The sequence below is a fragment of the Rhizobium sp. WSM409 genome (genome assembly GCF_057653825.1).
Genome location: NZ_CM172794.1, coordinates 3,826,326 through 3,842,637 on the forward strand (window position 1 = coordinate 3,826,326; position 16,312 = coordinate 3,842,637).

At 61.1% G+C, this 16,312-nt stretch carries 17 protein-coding genes; 5 read left to right on the forward strand and 12 right to left on the reverse strand.

Features of this window, described 5'->3' with window-relative positions; genetic code table 11:
* Nucleotides 1-61: 61 nt before the first annotated feature.
* The gene (tal, locus tag AC25BC_RS18905; RefSeq protein ID WP_012759058.1) at nt 62-1,027 is read right to left on the reverse strand and encodes a transaldolase; all 966 of its coding nucleotides are present in this window, start codon (nt 1,025-1,027) and stop codon (nt 62-64) included.
* A 427-nt stretch (nt 1,028-1,454) separates the two neighbouring features.
* Between tal and AC25BC_RS18910 the strand changes: the two genes are divergently transcribed.
* Both AC25BC_RS18910 and AC25BC_RS18915 read left to right on the forward strand, forming a co-directional pair.
* Entirely contained in the window at nt 1,455-2,432 is a 978-nt protein-coding gene (locus AC25BC_RS18910; RefSeq protein ID WP_128438549.1) for a sugar-binding transcriptional regulator, read from the forward strand.
* 6 nt (nt 2,433-2,438) lie between these two features.
* Complete coding sequence (locus AC25BC_RS18915) at nt 2,439-2,954, forward strand: hypothetical protein (protein ID WP_012759060.1); 516 nt, start codon at nt 2,439-2,441, stop codon at nt 2,952-2,954.
* Between the two features lie 14 nt (nt 2,955-2,968).
* Here the strand turns inward: AC25BC_RS18915 and AC25BC_RS18920 are convergent, their stop codons facing one another.
* Entirely contained in the window at nt 2,969-3,841 is an 873-nt protein-coding gene (locus AC25BC_RS18920) for a methylated-DNA--[protein]-cysteine S-methyltransferase (protein WP_012759061.1), read from the reverse strand.
* Nucleotides 3,842-3,920: 79 nt separating this feature from the next.
* Entirely contained in the window at nt 3,921-4,418 is a 498-nt protein-coding gene (locus AC25BC_RS18925; protein WP_017995238.1) for a DUF2244 domain-containing protein, read from the reverse strand.
* Between AC25BC_RS18925 and nth the strand changes: the two genes are divergently transcribed.
* A complete protein-coding gene (nth, locus tag AC25BC_RS18930) occupies nt 4,417-5,223 on the forward strand; it encodes an endonuclease III (protein ID WP_171815700.1) in 807 nt (268 codons plus the stop codon). The genes AC25BC_RS18925 and nth overlap by 2 nt on opposite strands.
* Here nth and AC25BC_RS18935 read toward each other — a convergent pair.
* Nucleotides 5,188-5,766, reverse strand: a complete 579-nt coding sequence (locus AC25BC_RS18935; RefSeq protein WP_012759064.1) for a TetR/AcrR family transcriptional regulator — start codon at nt 5,764-5,766, stop codon at nt 5,188-5,190. The two genes, nth and AC25BC_RS18935, sit on opposite strands and share 36 nt — an antisense overlap.
* Nucleotides 5,767-5,847: 81 nt before the next feature.
* On the opposite strand from AC25BC_RS18935, the gene AC25BC_RS18940 reads away from it, so the two are divergent.
* Entirely contained in the window at nt 5,848-6,273 is a 426-nt protein-coding gene (locus AC25BC_RS18940) for a VOC family protein (RefSeq protein ID WP_011653606.1), read from the forward strand.
* Nucleotides 6,274-6,276: 3 nt separating this feature from the next.
* On the opposite strand, the gene AC25BC_RS18945 is transcribed toward AC25BC_RS18940, so the two are convergent.
* Entirely contained in the window at nt 6,277-6,990 is a 714-nt protein-coding gene (locus tag AC25BC_RS18945; protein ID WP_012759065.1) for a sulfate transporter family protein, read from the reverse strand.
* A gap of 234 nt (nt 6,991-7,224) precedes the next feature.
* Between AC25BC_RS18945 and AC25BC_RS18950 the strand changes: the two genes are divergently transcribed.
* Nucleotides 7,225-8,079 (forward strand): MurR/RpiR family transcriptional regulator, encoded by an 855-nt coding sequence (locus AC25BC_RS18950; protein WP_003543085.1) that lies wholly within the window; start codon nt 7,225-7,227, stop codon nt 8,077-8,079.
* A 51-nt stretch (nt 8,080-8,130) separates the two neighbouring features.
* On the opposite strand, the gene AC25BC_RS18955 is transcribed toward AC25BC_RS18950, so the two are convergent.
* The 7 genes from AC25BC_RS18955 to AC25BC_RS18985 all read right to left on the reverse strand — a co-directional run bounded on the left by AC25BC_RS18955 (nt 8,131) and on the right by AC25BC_RS18985 (nt 16,238).
* Nucleotides 8,131-9,714, reverse strand: a complete 1,584-nt coding sequence (locus tag AC25BC_RS18955) for an FGGY-family carbohydrate kinase (RefSeq protein WP_012759066.1) — start codon at nt 9,712-9,714, stop codon at nt 8,131-8,133.
* Nucleotides 9,714-10,403: an HAD family hydrolase gene (locus tag AC25BC_RS18960; protein WP_012759067.1), complete on the reverse strand. Its 690-nt coding sequence runs from the start codon at nt 10,401-10,403 to the stop codon at nt 9,714-9,716. The genes AC25BC_RS18955 and AC25BC_RS18960 overlap by 1 nt, the downstream gene beginning before the upstream one ends.
* A 96-nt stretch (nt 10,404-10,499) precedes the next feature.
* Nucleotides 10,500-11,981 carry a mannitol dehydrogenase family protein gene (locus AC25BC_RS18965; protein ID WP_128438550.1) on the reverse strand — a complete coding sequence of 494 codons (1,482 nt, stop codon included), beginning with the start codon at nt 11,979-11,981 and terminating at the stop codon, nt 10,500-10,502.
* An 85-nt stretch (nt 11,982-12,066) separates the two neighbouring features.
* Nucleotides 12,067-13,065: an ABC transporter ATP-binding protein gene (locus AC25BC_RS18970; protein WP_012759069.1), complete on the reverse strand. Its 999-nt coding sequence runs from the start codon at nt 13,063-13,065 to the stop codon at nt 12,067-12,069.
* A gap of 18 nt (nt 13,066-13,083) precedes the next feature.
* Nucleotides 13,084-13,914 (reverse strand): carbohydrate ABC transporter permease, encoded by an 831-nt coding sequence (locus AC25BC_RS18975; protein WP_012759070.1) that lies wholly within the window; start codon nt 13,912-13,914, stop codon nt 13,084-13,086.
* Nucleotide 13,915: 1 nt separating this feature from the next.
* Complete coding sequence (locus AC25BC_RS18980; RefSeq protein WP_020487036.1) at nt 13,916-14,788, reverse strand: carbohydrate ABC transporter permease; 873 nt, start codon at nt 14,786-14,788, stop codon at nt 13,916-13,918.
* A gap of 139 nt (nt 14,789-14,927) precedes the next feature.
* On the reverse strand, nt 14,928-16,238 hold the full coding sequence (locus tag AC25BC_RS18985; RefSeq protein WP_012759072.1) for an ABC transporter substrate-binding protein: 1,311 nt from the start codon (nt 16,236-16,238) through the stop codon (nt 14,928-14,930).
* Nucleotides 16,239-16,312 lie beyond the last annotated feature (74 nt).

Below are 16,312 nucleotides of genomic sequence, written 5' to 3' on the forward strand. Positions count from 1 at the left end.
CAGCATGAAAAAGGCGCGCCTGCCAGCCGGCAGCCGCGCCTCCGATTGTGGCCGAGCCTTATCAGGCGGCGGCGAGCTGCAGTTCCTTCTGCACCATGGTGCGCAGCGTTCCGAGATCCTTGGCGAAGGCGCGGATGCCTTCGGCGAGTTTTTCCGTCGCCATCGCGTCTTCGTTCATCATCCAGCGGAAGGTCTTCTCGTCGACGGAGACCTTCGGATCCGGCTTGCGGCTCTCCGGCGAGAGCTTGCGCTCCAGCTTGCCTTCATCCTTGGCGAGCTCGTCGAGCAGGTTCGGGCTGATGGTCAGGCGGTCGCAGCCGGCAAGGGCTTCGATTTCGCCGGCGCTGCGGAAGGAGGCGCCCATGACGATCGTCTTGATGTCGTTTGCCTTGTAGTAGTTGTAGATTTCACGGACGGAGATGACGCCCGGATCTTCCTCAGGCGTATAGTCCTTGCCGGTCGACTTCTTGTACCAGTCGAGGATGCGGCCGACGAAGGGCGAGATCAGGAACACTTTGGCGTCGGCGCAGGCGATCGCCTGGGCCTTGCTGAAGAGAAGCGTGAGGTTGCAGTCAATGCCTTCCTTCTGCAGCACTTCGGCGGCGCGGATGCCTTCCCAGGTGGAAGCGAGTTTGATGAGGATGCGGTCCTGGTCGATACCGCGATCCTTGTAGGCGGCAATGATTGCGCGCGCCTTGGCAAGCGAAGCCTCGGTATCGAAGGAAAGATCGGCGTCGACTTCGGTCGAGACGCGGCCCGGGACGAGCTTCACCAGGGCTGCGCCGACGGAGATGGCGAGACGATCGGCGACGGCGGAAGAAACGGCTTCGGGATTGCCGCCCTGTTTCTTGCCCCAGGTAACGGCTTCCTTGATGGCGTCGGCAAACATCGGCGTGCCGAGGGCCTTGAGCACGATGCTCGGGTTCGTCGTGCAATCGACCGGCTTCAGGCGGGCGACGGCTTCGATGTCGCCGGTATCGGCGACCACGGTGGTAATCTCGCGGAGTTGGTCAAGCTTGGATGTCATGGTCAATAATCCTTGTTGAACTTGGGCTGCGACCGGCGCGAGTTCCGCCGGGCAAAGGTGATCTACCGACAGGTTGTTTGCATGCTGCAGGCGAAAATGCGCGCATCCGTCACGGATGATTCATAAACGTGAAGGACAGTGGCCGTGTTCCGGCCGCAAACGAACGGCTGCTCAAACGCAAGCGATACCGCTTGCGGCTGGAAGGCCGGTCGTGACTTTCGGCATGCCCGCACTATGTCCTCCTCGGACGGACAAGAACGACTTGTGTCACCCGGACTATCGCCATTCGCCTTGCGAAAAGTCAAGGACATTTGTGCATTTCAATTGACATAAGTGTCACACCCGTCATTATCCCCCGGCAACAAAAGCGTCGCTAAGGCCTTTCATCCCATGAGGGATCTAGGGCAGGAAATCGTGCGGAGGAGATGTGGTCAAGCTCAAACGCGGCACGCACACGGCCTATTCGGAGGCATCCTCGCTACGGCTCAGGGCGGCATGGCTCTATTACAACGAGGGCCTTACCCAGAAGGACGTCGCCGAACAGCTCGGCATCAGCCGCACCACGGTGATCCGCCTGCTCGACGAGGCGATGAAACGCAGCGAAGTCCAGATCTGGATCAACGATTCGATCGGCGACTGCGTTGAACTCTCGGTGAAGCTGGAGCGTGCCTATGGCCTCGACGAGGCGATCGTCGTCCCTGCGCCGGTCAATGGCGACGTCATTTCGCTGGCGAGAAATGTCGGCCTGGCGCTTGGCCAGTTCCTCTCCGAAGCCATTCCGGACGACTACACCATCGGTGTCGGCTGGGGCCGTACCATGACCGCCTCGCTGTCGAGCTTCCGGCCGCCGCGCCGCGCCAATTGCAAGGTCGTCTCGCTGCTGGGCGGCATCGTCGCCGTGCATCAGACGAACCCGATCGATTACACCTGGCGGCTGGCTAACCAGCTCGGCGCCGAATGCTACATGTTCCTGGCGCCGCTTCTGGTCGACTCCATCGAGACCAAGCGCAACCTCATCGAGAAATGCGGGCTGGACACGATCTACCGTCTCGCCGAAAATCTTGATCTGGCGATCGTCAGCTGCGGCGATATCGGCCCGCATTCGACCTCGCTGTCGGAGGGCTGGATCTCGAAGGCCGAGCTGCAGGAGTTGATCGATGCCGGCTGCGTCTGTGACACCATGTTCAACTTCCTCGACAGGGACGGCAATTCGGTCGACCACTCGATCAATCGGCGCGTGATGTCCGTCGATCTCGACACGCTGAAGGAGGCAAAGCACATCGTGCTCTCCTCCGGTGGCGCCCATCGGGCCGTGGCAATCCGTGCGACGATCAAGCGCATCGGCTGCAACACGCTGATCACCGATGAAAGTGCTGCCCGGGCATTGCTGGAATTGGCGGAATAGAAACACATGCTCCCACTTGACAACAAGCGTTGGGGTGAGTTGAGCCATTGCTATGGCCCGGCAGCCGATACTCCGGCACTGCTGAGAGCATTGGACTTGCCGGCCGGACCGGACTTGTCTCCCGATGCGGAACCTTGGTTCAGCCTATGGTCAAGCCTCTGTCATCAAGGCGACGTCTACACTGCTTCATACGCGGCGGTCCCTCATATCGTCAGGATCGGGCTTGCGACGACGGCACCGATCGACTTCTCTTTCTACCAACTGCCGGCAAGCATCGAAATTGCCCGGATGACCGGGCGGGGACCGGAAATACCTGCTGATCTGGAAGAGGCCTACCACCACGCGATCACATCGATGACTGACTGCGTCAGCTTGCACCGCCATGAAACCTGGAGCAGATCGACGCTCCTCTCGGCAGGCGCAGCCCAAGCAGTCGCGAAAGGTCACATCGACATCGCCGAAGCCCTATTGAATCTGGACGACGACATTATCGCCCGGATCAACAATTTTGACTTCGACTAATTGCGGCAGGCCCCTCAGGCGTGCGCCGATTCCCAACCGAGCATCGCCCGCTTGCGGGTGAGGCCCCAATGGTAGCCCGTCAGTGCGCCGTTCTTGCCGAGCGCCCGATGGCAGGGCACCACGAAGGAGATCGGGTTTGCCCCGACCGCCGCACCCACGGCGCGCTGCGCCGTCGGGCTGCCGATATCGTTGGCGATATCGGAATAGGTGACGGCCTTGCCGAACGGGATCTTCAGCAGGCTCTGCCAGACGCGTACCTGGAAGTCCGTGCCGATCAGCACGACACGCAGCGGCTGGTCCGAGGACCATTTGCCGGGCTCGAAGATCCGGGCGGCATAGGGGACCGTCGCCTGCAGGTCTTCGACATATTCGGCGTTCGGCCAGCGGCAGGTCATATCCTCGAGGCAGGCCCTCTCGTCGCCGGAATCGCTGAAGGCAAGGCCGGCAAGGCCGCGGTCGGTCACCATGATCAGCGCCACGCCGAAGGGGCAAATGTGGAAGCCGTAGCGGATGATGAGACCGCCGCCCTTGGCCTTCCATTCACCGGGCGACATCGCCTCATGGGTGACGAAAAGATCATGCAGCCGGCTCGGCCCGGAAAGGCCGACCTCGATCGAGGTCTCGAGCAGCGGCATGTCTTCCTTGCGCAGCAGCCGCTTGGCGTGGTCGAGCGTCACCGCTTGCAGGAAGCCCTTGGGCGATAGTCCTGCCCAGCGGGTGAAGGTCTTCTGCAGCTGGGTCGGCGACTGGTTGAGCCGCGCCGCGATCGCCTCCAGCGAAGGCTGGTCGCGGTAATCCTCGGTGATGAGTTCGATCACCCGACGGACAATGTCATAATCAGGGCCGTCAGGCGTGATGTCTGTCTGCAGGTTGGCAATCATATTCATCGTCTTTCTCCTTGTAACAAGGAGATAGTCAAGTGGGGGTGAGCAAACCACCCGATTCTTGCGCATCCGCCGGATAGGTTCAGATCCGCTGCTTGACCGTCGCCAGCGCTCCCTTGAAGGCTTTGGCGAAGCTTTCGCGATCGTCGGGATTGAGGAAGGAGCCGATATCCGTGCGCCGGCCCTCGCCGAAGATATGCATGGAAAGGATGCCGATCTCCTGGTGCCGGCGAACGAGGAAGCGTGCCCAGAACGGATTGAAATGATGCTCCACCATCCGTCCTGATGGCGCAAACTTGCGCACCGACACGTCCGTACGTGACACCGTCACCTGTTCGTGCGCTTTCCCGGAGCGGTAATTCAGCCAGAAAGCGCCGTAGAGAAGCAGGAAATCCAGTCCGAAGAAGAAGCCGATCGGCCAGGCCCCCGTCGCGATGAAGAACGTGCCGTAAAGCAAGCAGACGGCACCGGATAGGGCAAGCAGCACCTTGAAGCCCCGGCGGCCGAGCGACCGGTGGGGAAAGAGCTCGGCAGCGAAAACAGGCTGCTCATTGAAGCTGTCGGCGTTGCTTTCCATCATGGCTGCTGAGTATAGAGTTTCCATGGCGAATCCGAAACTCAAATCCGTTACCAAGACGCCGCAGGGCACGAATGTGATTGCCCGCCGCAAACCGGCGGCAGCGGTGCGCACGGCCTATTCGCTGACCGAACGCGAGGAGATATTCCGCCGCTTCTCGGTGCAGCGGCCGCAACCGAGGGGCGAGCTCGAGCACACCAACCCCTTCACGCTCGTCGTCGCCGTCGCGCTTTCAGCGCAAGCGACCGATGTTGGCGTCAACAAGGCGACGCGCGCGCTCTTCAAGGTTGCCGATACGCCGGAAAAGATGCTCGATCTCGGCGAGGAGCGGCTGCGCGATTACATCAGGACGATCGGCCTCTACCGCAACAAGGCGAAAAACGTCATCGCGCTCTCGCAGATGCTGATCGACCAATTCGGCGGCAAGGTGCCGGAAACGCGCGACGAACTGGTGAGGTTGCCGGGCGTCGGCCGCAAGACCGCCAATGTCGTGCTTTCCATGGCCTTCGGCCAGGCGACGATGGCCGTCGACACACACATCTTCCGCATCGCCAATCGCACCAGGCTTGCCCCCGGCAAGACACCAGACGAGGTCGAGGCGCGGCTGATGAAGGTGATCCCGAGCCATTACCTCTATCACGCCCATCACTGGCTGATCCTGCACGGTCGCTATACCTGCAAGGCGCGCCGCCCCGAATGCGAGCGCTGTATCATCGCCGACCTCTGCAAATCGCCGGAGAAGAGTTGGGATGTGCCGGCGCCGCTGGTCGAGCTACCGCCGCAGGTGATCGGCGAGGCCGTCGAGTAGGACTGCGATCGCCTGCTCGTAATGCCGCCTTTCAGCGCCCGCCTCGATCGCGATCGCCGCGCGATCGAAGGCCGCCGATAGCAGCGACGTCAGCGGTTCGAGCATGGCGCCGGCCTCTGGAAGCATCGCTGCAAGCCCTGCCCGCAGCGTCGCTTCCGCATTCTCTGCATCGATCGCCGCACTCGCCAGCGGGCCGAGAACGGCAGGTGCCTCGATCAGCAGCAGCTGCGTGCGCCCTTGCCCCATCATCGCATCGAAATAGGCCGAGGCACCGGCGATCAGCATGGCACGCGGCGCGTCGTAGGACGCCGAACGCGCCTCGATCGCCGCGGTCACCGCTTTCGCCTCGCATTCGATAACCGCCCTAAAAAGCGCCTTCTTGTCTTCAAAATGATGGTAGAGCGCACCACGCGTCACTCCCGCCGCCGCGACGATCTCCGGCGTCGCGGTTTCGGCATAACCTTTTTCGACGAAGAGACGTCGACCGGCATCGATCAGTGCCTGTCTCGTCTGCTCCGTTCTCTCGCGATTGCTGCGGCCCATGCACACCTCTTTACATACAAACAGAATGTATGTTAATAGACAAAAACATACAGATTGTATGTAAAAAAGGAGGAAAACGAGATGAAATCGACGAGCTATTATCCTGTCATGATGACCGACGACGTTGCCGGCACCGCCAGCTTCTATTGCACGCATTTCGGCTTCAAAGCTCTGTTCGAAAGCGACTGGTATGTTCACCTGCAATCGGCAGAGGAGGAGCATATCGCGCTTGCCATCCTTGACGGCAGCCACGAGACCATCCCGGCCATAGCCCGCGGCAGGGTGTCCGGCCTTCTCCTCAATTTCGAGGTCGGCGATGTCGATGCGATCTATGCAGCCTGCCGGAGCGCCGGCCTGCCAATTCTGAGAGAAATCCGCGACGAGGATTTCGGCCAGCGGCATTTCATCACCGCCGATCCGAACGGCGTGCTGATCGACATCATCAAGCCGATCCCGCCGAGCGCCGAATTCGCGGCGATGTACGACACCTCCGCCCTGCCCGCTTGAGTCTTAGGCACGCAAACCGGTGTCCTTAGCGGAAACCAACTTGTGCAGATGCACCATCATACCGGCGGCAAAAAGCGGCGTCAGAAGATTGACGATCGGGATCGCCAGGAAAAGGGCGATCATCAGCCCGCCGAGAAAGACGGTGGAGGCATGCTTGGCGCGGAAGAGCCGCGCCTCATCCGGCGAACGGAAGCGCATGGCGGCGAATTCGAAGAATTCCCGTCCGAGCAGATAGCCGTTCACCAGAAAGAACGCGACCAGATTGACGCCGGGTATGAACAGCAGCAGCAATGCCAGGATATTGCCGAGAATCACCACACCGAGAAACTTGATCGAGCTTACCATCGCCGGACCGAGCGGCATGGCGGTGCCCGGCGCGTCCTTGGGATAGTCGCGCTTTTCGATGACCTCGGCGACGTCGTCGAGAAACAGGCCGGCAATCAGCGCCGTCACCGGCGACAGCAGCAGCGCCAGCATGAGAGCAAGGCCGATTCCGGCAAAAATTGCGAAGATGAGAGCGAACCACCCCGCCCAATCCGGCATATCGGGAAAGAAGCTCGTGAGCCAGGGAAAGAGAAAGGCCATGAAGGCCCCGCGCAGCGCGAACCAGAGGCCGACAAGCACGAGAACCGTCAGGCCGAGCACCTTCCAGAAGACAGAGCGTGTTTCCGATGCGAACAGATTGGCGAGCGAAAGTCGAGCGGCGTCAAGAATCATGTCTCAGGCGTCTCCGGTTGCGCCGAAGATGTAGGGAAGATGCGGGCCACCGACAAGAGAGAATAAAATTGCATTCAGTAATAGAAAACTTGTCGAAAACCAAATACTAATATAATATTGTGGCATACATGAAATACGCACGGGCCTGAGAAGCAGCTTCCGAAATAGTTGCAAAGACAAGGGGTCGCAACAGCGCATCCACGGAACGCCTCTGAGGAAGATGGGGAGGCTGCCGTGGAAGACTTTGTGCAAAAACTCAGGCAATACGCAAAAACCGGCACACCCGCCGAGCGCCGTATCGCGAAATATTTCACCGAACATCTGAACGACCTGCCATTCGAGACGGCTGCGTCCGTTGCCGACAGGCTGGATCTCTCGCCGATGACCGTCGGGCGCTTTCTGCGCTCGCTCGGTTATCAGGGATTGGACAGCGTCAAGGTGGAGATTCGCGAGACCGTGACGACATCGCCGGCGCAATTACAGAGCGCCATGAGCGAGCTGCATGCCGACGCCGCGGAGGGCAAACCGCTGGCCGTGCTGGTTGCCGAACAGATCCAGGCCCTCCATCATATCTATCATCTGACGGCGCAGCCGCACTGGTCGGAAGCCGTCGGCTTGATCAGCACTGCCCGCGAAGTGTCGATCGCCACGCATGCGCGGCTCGCAAGCCTGGCCAATCATTTCTGCCAGCGGCTGACACAAGCCCGCGACGGCGTGCGCACGCTCGACGCCGCCGACAACCGTTTTGCGGAACTCTTCGCCCGGCTGGCGGTCGACGACGCACTGCTCGTCATCATCGATTGTCGCCGCTTCGCCAAGGCGCGGCTGCTTGCCAGAACGGCGCGGCGCTACGGCTATAAGGTCGTGCTGATTTCGCCGCAGCAAGCGGACTGGATGGCGGACCAGTCGAACGTCATGCTGCCTCTGCCGCCCGCTCGTGCACCCGATCTCGACAATCTTCCGCCGCTGATCGCGCTGCTCGATTGCCTGTCGGAATCCGTCATCCTCCAAGTCGGAGAAGAGGCGGCACTTCGCCGCCGCCGCATGATGGAGTTCGCGACCGTGCTCGGCGAGACGGCGAACCACTAATTTTAAAAGGATCATGCGCAGATTCAAAGTGATGGAGCGCCGCGCGGCGCTCTATTGCATCGTTTCCAATTCGGCGCGGTGCCGGTGCATGGCGAGAAGTCGGCGGTAGTCGCGGTCGTAGAGCGCCTGCTTCGCCTTGTCGGGAAGCCGTTCGTCGGCGCCCGGATACATCGCCTCGCCGGCCGCCGCCAGATCCTTGTACAGGCCGCAGGCGACGGATGCTGCGATCGCCGTGCCGAGCAGCACTGCCTCGTTCATCTTCGGCACCACGACCTTGCAGCCGGTCGCATCGCTATAAAGCTCCATCAGCACCGGGTTCTTCACATGCCCGCCGGCGATATGCAGCGTATCGGTCATGTAACCGTATTGCTTCATCATTTCCAGAATATGGCGGATGCCGAGCGCAATGCCCACCGCAGAGCGCCAATAAAGCGCGCAGAGCCCGTCGAAGGACGTATCGAGCGTCAGTCCACTGACGACGCCGACCGCATGCGGATCGGCGAGCGGCGAGCGGTTGCCATGGAAATCCGGCAGCACGAAGATCCGCGCACCGAAGGCATCGCCCTCCTCGGCCCGCAATTCGGCGATCCGCGCGACGATCCTCTGATGCAGCGCCGCCGTTGGCTCGCCGCCGGCCGCATGCATGCGCACGATGTGGTCGAGCAGCGCGCCGGTCGCCGATTGCCCGGCCTCCACCAGCCAGGATTGCGGGAAGACAGCCTCGTAATAGGGACCCCACATGCCATGGCTCGGCTTGCGCTCCCGCGAGAACGTAACGATGCAGCTCGATGTGCCGGCAATCAGCGCCAGCTGGTGCTCGCGTTTGACAGGATCAGCGGCATAGCCGCCGAGCGCGCCGAGTGCGCCGGCATAGGCGTCGATCATCCCGGCAGCGACACGGCAGTCCACAGTCAGCCCCAGCGCTTCTGCCGCTTCCTCAGTCAGCCGGCCGACGCTGTCTCCGACAGGCGTGGTCTCATCCGGCAGGTGGCCGCGCGCCTGAAGGTCCTCGAGGCCGATCCGCTCCAGGAAATCCTGCTGCCAGCCCTTTTCGAGATGGGCGAGATAGTTCCATTTCGCCGTCAGCGTGCAGCGCGAACGGGCGGCCGATCCGGTCGATTTCCACGTCATGAAATCGGCGAGATCGAAGAAGTAGCCGGCCGTTTCCCATGTGGCGGGCAGCTTTTTCTTCAGCCACATCAGCTTCGGCATTTCCATTTCCGGCGACATCACGTGGCCGGAATGTTCGAGCACCCTGTGCTCCGTCGCCGTGCAGAAATCGGCTTCCTTCAGCGCCCGGTGATCGAGCCAGACGATCGTGTCGAAACGCCGGTCGCCGCCTGTGGAAACGCTGAGCTGCCGGCCCTCGATGTCACGGACGACGAGCGAGCAGGTGGCGTCGAAGCCAATCGCTCCGACCGAGGCGGCGGCGATGCCGGATTGCTCCACCGCCCTGCGCACTGCCGTGCAGGCGGCCGACCAGATGTCTTCGGAATCATGCTCGGCATGGTTTTCGCGTGGCCGGTTCATCACGATCGGATGCTCGGCCTTGGCGAGCAGACGGCCGCGTACATCGAAGACGCCGGCGCGCGCGCTGCCCGTGCCGATATCCACCGCAACCACATGATCACGCATCAAGTCTTGGTCCCGTCCAGCTTATGGTTGCGGACAAGGTGTATCAAATCCGGCATGGCGTCAAACACCACATCAGGCGAAAGGCGGTCGAGTTCGGCACGATATCCGGTGAAATTGGCGTGTGATCCGCCGGTGAAGGCAAAGACCGTCATGCCTGCTGCCTTGGCGGCGGCAATGCCGGCCGGGCTGTCTTCGACGACAAGGCAATGAGCCGGCTCGACCTGCATTTCACGCGCCGCATGCAGGAAGAGATCGGGCGCCGGCTTGCCGCGCTTGACCATCGTTGCGCTGAAGATGTCGGGCAGCCTGTCGAGAAGCCCGGTCACCGACAGCGACAACCGGATTCGCTCCATCTGGCTGGAGGAGGCAACGCAGCAGCGAACGCCCAGCCTGTCGATCGCCGCGGCGATACCGTCGATCGGCTTCAGTTCCGTGCGAAAACGAGCGTAGAGTTCGATGCGGATACGCTCGAGGAATTCCTCGTCGGCATGGACGTTGAATTCGGTTTCCAGCGTATCGATGAGGGTCGACAGGCTGCGGCCGAGAAAACGCTCATAGGCCTGGTCCTCGGTGATCGAGACGCCGAGATCGTTCATTGCCCCGACGAGCACGCTGATCGAGATCGGCTCGCTGTCGACGAGTACGCCATCGCAATCGAAGATCACCAGCCGTGTTTCAGCATCAGCCATGCAAGACCCAACCTGAGTTCAATTCGGACGCGTTACCGTCCCGCTTCACTCGCAAGGCCGGATGAATGGCGGCAGTAGAGACCGCCACCGAATTTCTTACACTGCGAGCTTGCCGTCGAGATAGAGCTGCAGCGTCTCCCGCGTGCCCTTTTCCCACAGGGTTTTGAGAGCATGGGCAAAACGCTTGCGGAAAAGTTCGGATTTTGCCACTTCGCCGAAAATATCGTCGAAGACGAGGAAGGCCGATGGATCGTCCTTGGCTTTCAGCGCTGCCGCATGCAGGCGCTCTGCGCTCGCGTCGTTGAAGACGATATCCTTGCCGCTGTCGGTCTTGCCGGCGAAATAACGGCACCAGAGTGCCGAAACCAGCGCCAGACCGACGACGTCCCTGCCCTGACTCAAATTGTCGAGCGTCGACGGCAGGATGAATTTCGGTTGGCGGTTCGAGCCGTCCTGCGCCAGCCGCGGAATGGTGTCGGCAATCTTCGGATTGAGCAGGCGATGTTCGATCAGCGCGAAATAATCCGTCAGCGACGTGTTCGGCACCGGCGGCACGATCGGAATGATCTCGTCTTTCTCGAGTTTGGCGAGGAAGGCGCGGATCAGCGGGTCTTCCATGGAATCATGCACGAAGTGAATGTCCATCAGCGCCGCCGGATAGGCGATCGCGGCATGCCCGCCGTTGAGGATGCGGATCTTCATATGCTCGTAAGGCGTGACATCGGCAACGAAGGTGACGCCGACCTTTTCCAGCGCCGGCCGGCCGGCGGTGAACTTATCCTCGAGCACCCATTGCTTGAATTCCTCGCAATAAACCGGCCAACTGTCCTCGATCTGGAAATTGTTCCTGAGGAAATCGATCTCGCGCTGGCTGGTCGCCGGCGTGATTCGGTCGACCATGGCGTTCGGGAAGGCGACATTCGCCCGGATCCAGTCGGCAAAGGCAGGATCCGAAAGTGCCGCCGTGCCGACGACGGCATTGGCGGTGACGATGCCATTATGGGGAATGTTGTCGCAGGACATGACGGTGAAAGGTCCGATGCCCTTGTCCTTGCGCGCCTTCAGGCCGGCGACGATCAGGCCGAACACCGTCTTCGGCGCGTTGGGGTTCTCTCCGTCTGCGGCAATGGCCGGATGGGCCGGATTGAACGTGCCTGAGGCATCGATGAAATAACCGCCCTCGGTAATCGTCATCGAAACGATGCGGATTTCGGGATCGGCAAGCCTGGCGATGATCGCAGCGGCATCGCCGACCGGCAGGATGTCGATCATCGGTGCGGTGACGCGCGCCGCCGTCTTGTTGTTGTCCTGTTCGACCACCGTCGTCAGGAAATCCTGCGCCGCAAGCTTTTCGCGCATCGCCGCATCCGACGGCAGCACGCCGGCGCCGACGATCGCCCAGTCGTGATCCGTGCCCGCGTTGAAGAGATCGTCGAGATAGATCGCCTGATGGGCACGGTGGAAATTGCCGACGCCGAAGTGCACGATGCCGGCCTTCAGCGACGCCCTGTCATATCCAGGGATGGCAGCAGTGCGCGCCACATCCGAAAGCGTTGCCAGCGATAGTTTGCACGTCATGTTTCAGTCCTCTTGAAGGTCTTGCCGAGACGGCCGGGCGCCATCGTCCGGCTCGCATGCCTGCCCTCCGGCCCGGCCGGCTGCCTCAGATGGCAAGACCGCCTTCGTTGAATTTATGAATACGCGAACGGTCCGGCGTCAGGAAGACCGTATCGCCCGCTTTGGCGGCGAAATCGCCGCTGCCGCGCGCCGTCAGCATGCCGATGCCATCGGCATCGATATGCAGGAAAGTGTCGGAACCAAGATGTTCGGCGACCACGACCCTGCCCTTCCAGTCGCCGCTTTCCATCGACAGCAGCACATGTTCGGGCCGGACGCCGATGGTATGAGCATTGAGCGCGGCGGCGTTTTGGCCGGTGATGAAGTTCATCTTCGGCGATCCGATGAAGCCGGCGACGAAGAGGTTCAGGGGACGGCTGTAGAGTTCGAGCGGCGATCCGACCTGCTCGATATTGCCCCGGTTCAGGACGACGATCTTGTCGGCCATGGTCATCGCCTCGACCTGGTCGTGGGTGACGTAGACCATCGTCGTCTTCAGTTGCTGATGTAACTCGCTGATTTCGAGGCGCATGTTGACGCGTAGCGCCGCATCGAGGTTCGACAGCGGTTCGTCGAACAGGAAGGCCGAAGGTTGGCGCACGATGGCGCGGCCGATCGCCACGCGCTGGCGCTGGCCGCCCGACAGCTGGCGCGGCTTGCGCTCGAGATAGTCGGTGAGGTTAAGCACCCGGGCGGCATCGCTGACCTTGCGGTCGATCTCCGCCTTGTCGATGCCCGCCATCTTCAGCGGGAAAGCGATGTTGTTGCGCACGCTCATATGCGGATAAAGCGCATAGGACTGGAACACCATGGCAAGGCCGCGCTCGGACGGCGCCTTTTCGGTGGCGTCCCTGCCGTCGATGACGATCTTGCCGCCGGAGACGTCCTCGAGCCCGGCGATCAGCCTGAGCAGCGTGGACTTGCCGCAGCCCGACGGACCGACGAAGACGACGAACTCGCCGTCCTTGATGTCGAGATCGATCGAAGGGATGACCTTGGCTTCGCCGAAGACCTTGGAAACCTTCTGAAGGGTAATGCTGCCCATGTTTCTCTCCCTTTTATGTTATTTCACAGCGCCGAAGGTCAGGCCGCGGACGAGTTGTTTCTGACTGAACCAGCCAAGGATCAGGATCGGCGCGATCGCCATCGTCGATGCCGCCGAGAGCTTGGCGTAAAACAGACCCTCGGGGCTGGAATAGGAAGCGATGAAGGCCGTCAGCGGCGCCGCCTTCGAGGCGGTGAGATTGAGCGTCCAGAACGCCTCGTTCCAGGCAAGGATGATGTTCAAAAGCAGTGTCGAGGCAATGCCGGGCACGGCCATCGGCGTCAGCACGTAGACGATCTCCTTCATCAGCGACGCCCCATCCATACGCGCCGCCTCGAGGATCTCGCCGGGGATTTCCTTGAAGTAGGTGTAGAGCATCCAGACGATAATCGGCAGGTTGATCAGCGTCAGCACGATCACCAGGCCGGTGCGCGTGTCGAGTAGGCCAAAATTGCGGAACATCAGATAGATCGGGATCAGCGCGCCGACCGGCGGCATCATCTTGGTCGACAGCATCCACATCAGCACGTCCTTGGTCCGCTTGGTCGGCGAAAACGCCATCGCCCAGGCGGCCGGAATGGCGATGATCAGGCCGATCAGCGTCGAGCCGAAGGAGATGATCACCGAGTTCATGAAGTGGCTGAGATAGTTCGACCGGCTCTGCACCTCCGCGTAGTTCTCCGTCGTCCAGTGGAAGAACAGGAACTGCGGCGGCGAGGCGATGGCATCGGCTTCCGACTTGAAGCTGGTGAGAAACGTCCAGAGAATCGGGAAGAAGATCAGGATGCCGAGCGTCCAGGCGATCGCGGTGACGATGAGCTTGCGCTTGGTTGTGACTTTTCTGGCCATCTCAAGCCTCCAGATTCTTGCCGACGAGGCGCACGAGGAAGATCGCGACGATATTGGCGAGGATAACAGCCACGATACCACCGGCCGATGCCCCACCGATATCGAACTGCAGCAGCGCCTGGGCATAGACGAGATAGGTGAGGTTGGTGCTGTCGGTGCCCGGCCCGCCATTGGTGGTGACGAGGATTTCGGCAAAGACCGAAAGCAGGAAGATCGTCTGGATCAGGATCACCACGGTGATGGCGCGCGCCATGTGCGGAAGGATGATGTAGATGAACTTCGAGATCGGTCCGGCGCCGTCCATCTCGGAGGCTTCCTTCTGCTCCTCGTCGAGCGACTGCAGCGCCGTCAGCATGATGAGGGTGGCAAACGGCAGCCATTGCCAGGCGACGATCAGAATGACGGAAAACAGCGGCGCATTCGCCAGCCAGTCGATCGGCTGCAGGCCGAGCGCCTTGGCAAGATGCGCAAACAACCCGTTGACCGGGTTCATGAACATATTCTTCCAGACCAGTGCTGCCACCGTCGGCATGACGAAGAACGGTGCAATCACCAGGATGCGCACGATGCCCTGGCCGTACATCGGCTGGTCGAGCAGCAGCGCAAAGGCGATGCCGCCGATGACGGTGATCAGCAACACGCCGGCAACAAGCAGCAGCGTGTTGATCAGCGCGGCGAAGAAGGCCGGATCCGACAGGAAATATTCGTAGTTCAGGAAACCGACGAAGCTCTCCATGCCGGGGCTGAGCAGATTGTAGTTCAGCAGCGAGAAATAGATCGTCATCGCCAGCGGGACGATCATCCACGCAAAAAGCAGCAGCACGGAGGGCGCGATCATCAGGCGCGCGGAGGAGCGGGTGTGTAACGTTGCCATGGCAATCACCGATCTGGACTGAAGCGGGGAGCGGCCGCAAGGCAGCTTTGTCTGGAAAAAAGCGGCCGCCGATGCAGTTCGGGCAATCGGCGGCCCAGAGAGGCGGATTGTCAAGGATCCGCCTCTTGCTCAGGAGGTTTTATTTTATGTAGCCGGCCTTGGTCATTTCGCGAGTGGTCAGTTGCTGCGCTGCCTGCAGGGCCTGGTCGACCGAGAGCTGGCCGGCAAGAGCTGCGGAGAACTGCTGGCCCACCGCCGTGCCGATGCCCTGGAATTCCGGGATCGCCACGAACTGGACGCCGACATAGGGAACCGGCTTGACGGTCGGCTTGGTCGGATCGGCCGACTCGATCGAGTCGAGCGTCATCTTGGCGAACGAAGCCGCCTTCTGGTAGTCCGCATTCGCATAGAGCGATTTGCGGGTGCCCGGAGGTGCGTTCAGCCAACCTTCCTTCTCGGCGACGAGGTTGCTGTATTCCTTGCTGGTTGCCCAGGCAACGAACTTCTCAGCAGCTTCGGCCTTCTGGGTCCCTGCCGGGATGGCGAGGCTCCAGGCCCAGAGCCAGTTGCCGCGCTTGCCGAGGCCCTTGTCCGGGGCGAGCGCGAAGCCGACCTTGTCGGCGACCTGCGACTGCTTCGGATCGGCGACGAAGGAAGCGGCAACCGTTGCATCGATCCACATGCCGCACTTACCGGTCTGGAAGAGCGCCAGGTTCTCGTTGAAGCCGTTGGAGGAGGCGCCCGGAGGGCCGGCGTCCTTCATCAGCTTGACGTAGAAGTCGAGCGTGTCCTTCCATTCCGGCTGATCGAACTGCGGCTTCCACTTCTCGTCAAACCAGCGTGCGCCGAAGGAATTGGACATGGCCGTCAAGAAGGCCATGTTCTCGCCCCAGCCGGCCTTGCCGCGAAGGCAGATGCCGTAGATTTCCTTGTCCTTGTTGGTGATCTTGCGGGCAGCGTCGGCAACGAAGTCCCAGGTCGGCGCGTCGGGCATTTTCAGGCCGGCAGCTTCGAACAGGTCCTTACGGTACATGACCATCGAGCTTTCACCATAGAACGGCGAAGCATAGAGCTTGCCGTCCACAGTCAGGCCGCTGCGAATTGCCGGCAGCAAGTCGTCGACGTCGTAATTGGCGCCGAGATTGTCGAGCGGCAGCAACCAGTCCTGTTTTGCCCAGATCGGAACTTCATAGGTGCCGATCGTCAGAACGTCGTACTGGCCGCCCTTGGTCGCGATATCGGTCGTGACCTTCTGGCGCAGCACGTTTTCTTCCAGGGTTACCCATTCAAGGTCGATACCGGGGTTCTTCGCCTTGAAATCATCCGTCAGCTTCTGCATCCGGATCATGTCGCCGTTATTCACGGTCGCGATTGTCAGCGTTTCGGCCGAAGCCATACCGGCAAACGCCAGTGCTGAGCAGGCGCCCAGCAGAAAAGTTCTCAATGTCATAATCTTCCTCCCAGAAGATGGGGTGTGAGCATTCGCTTCGCTCATGGGCAATTACTCAATAAACAATAAGGAAT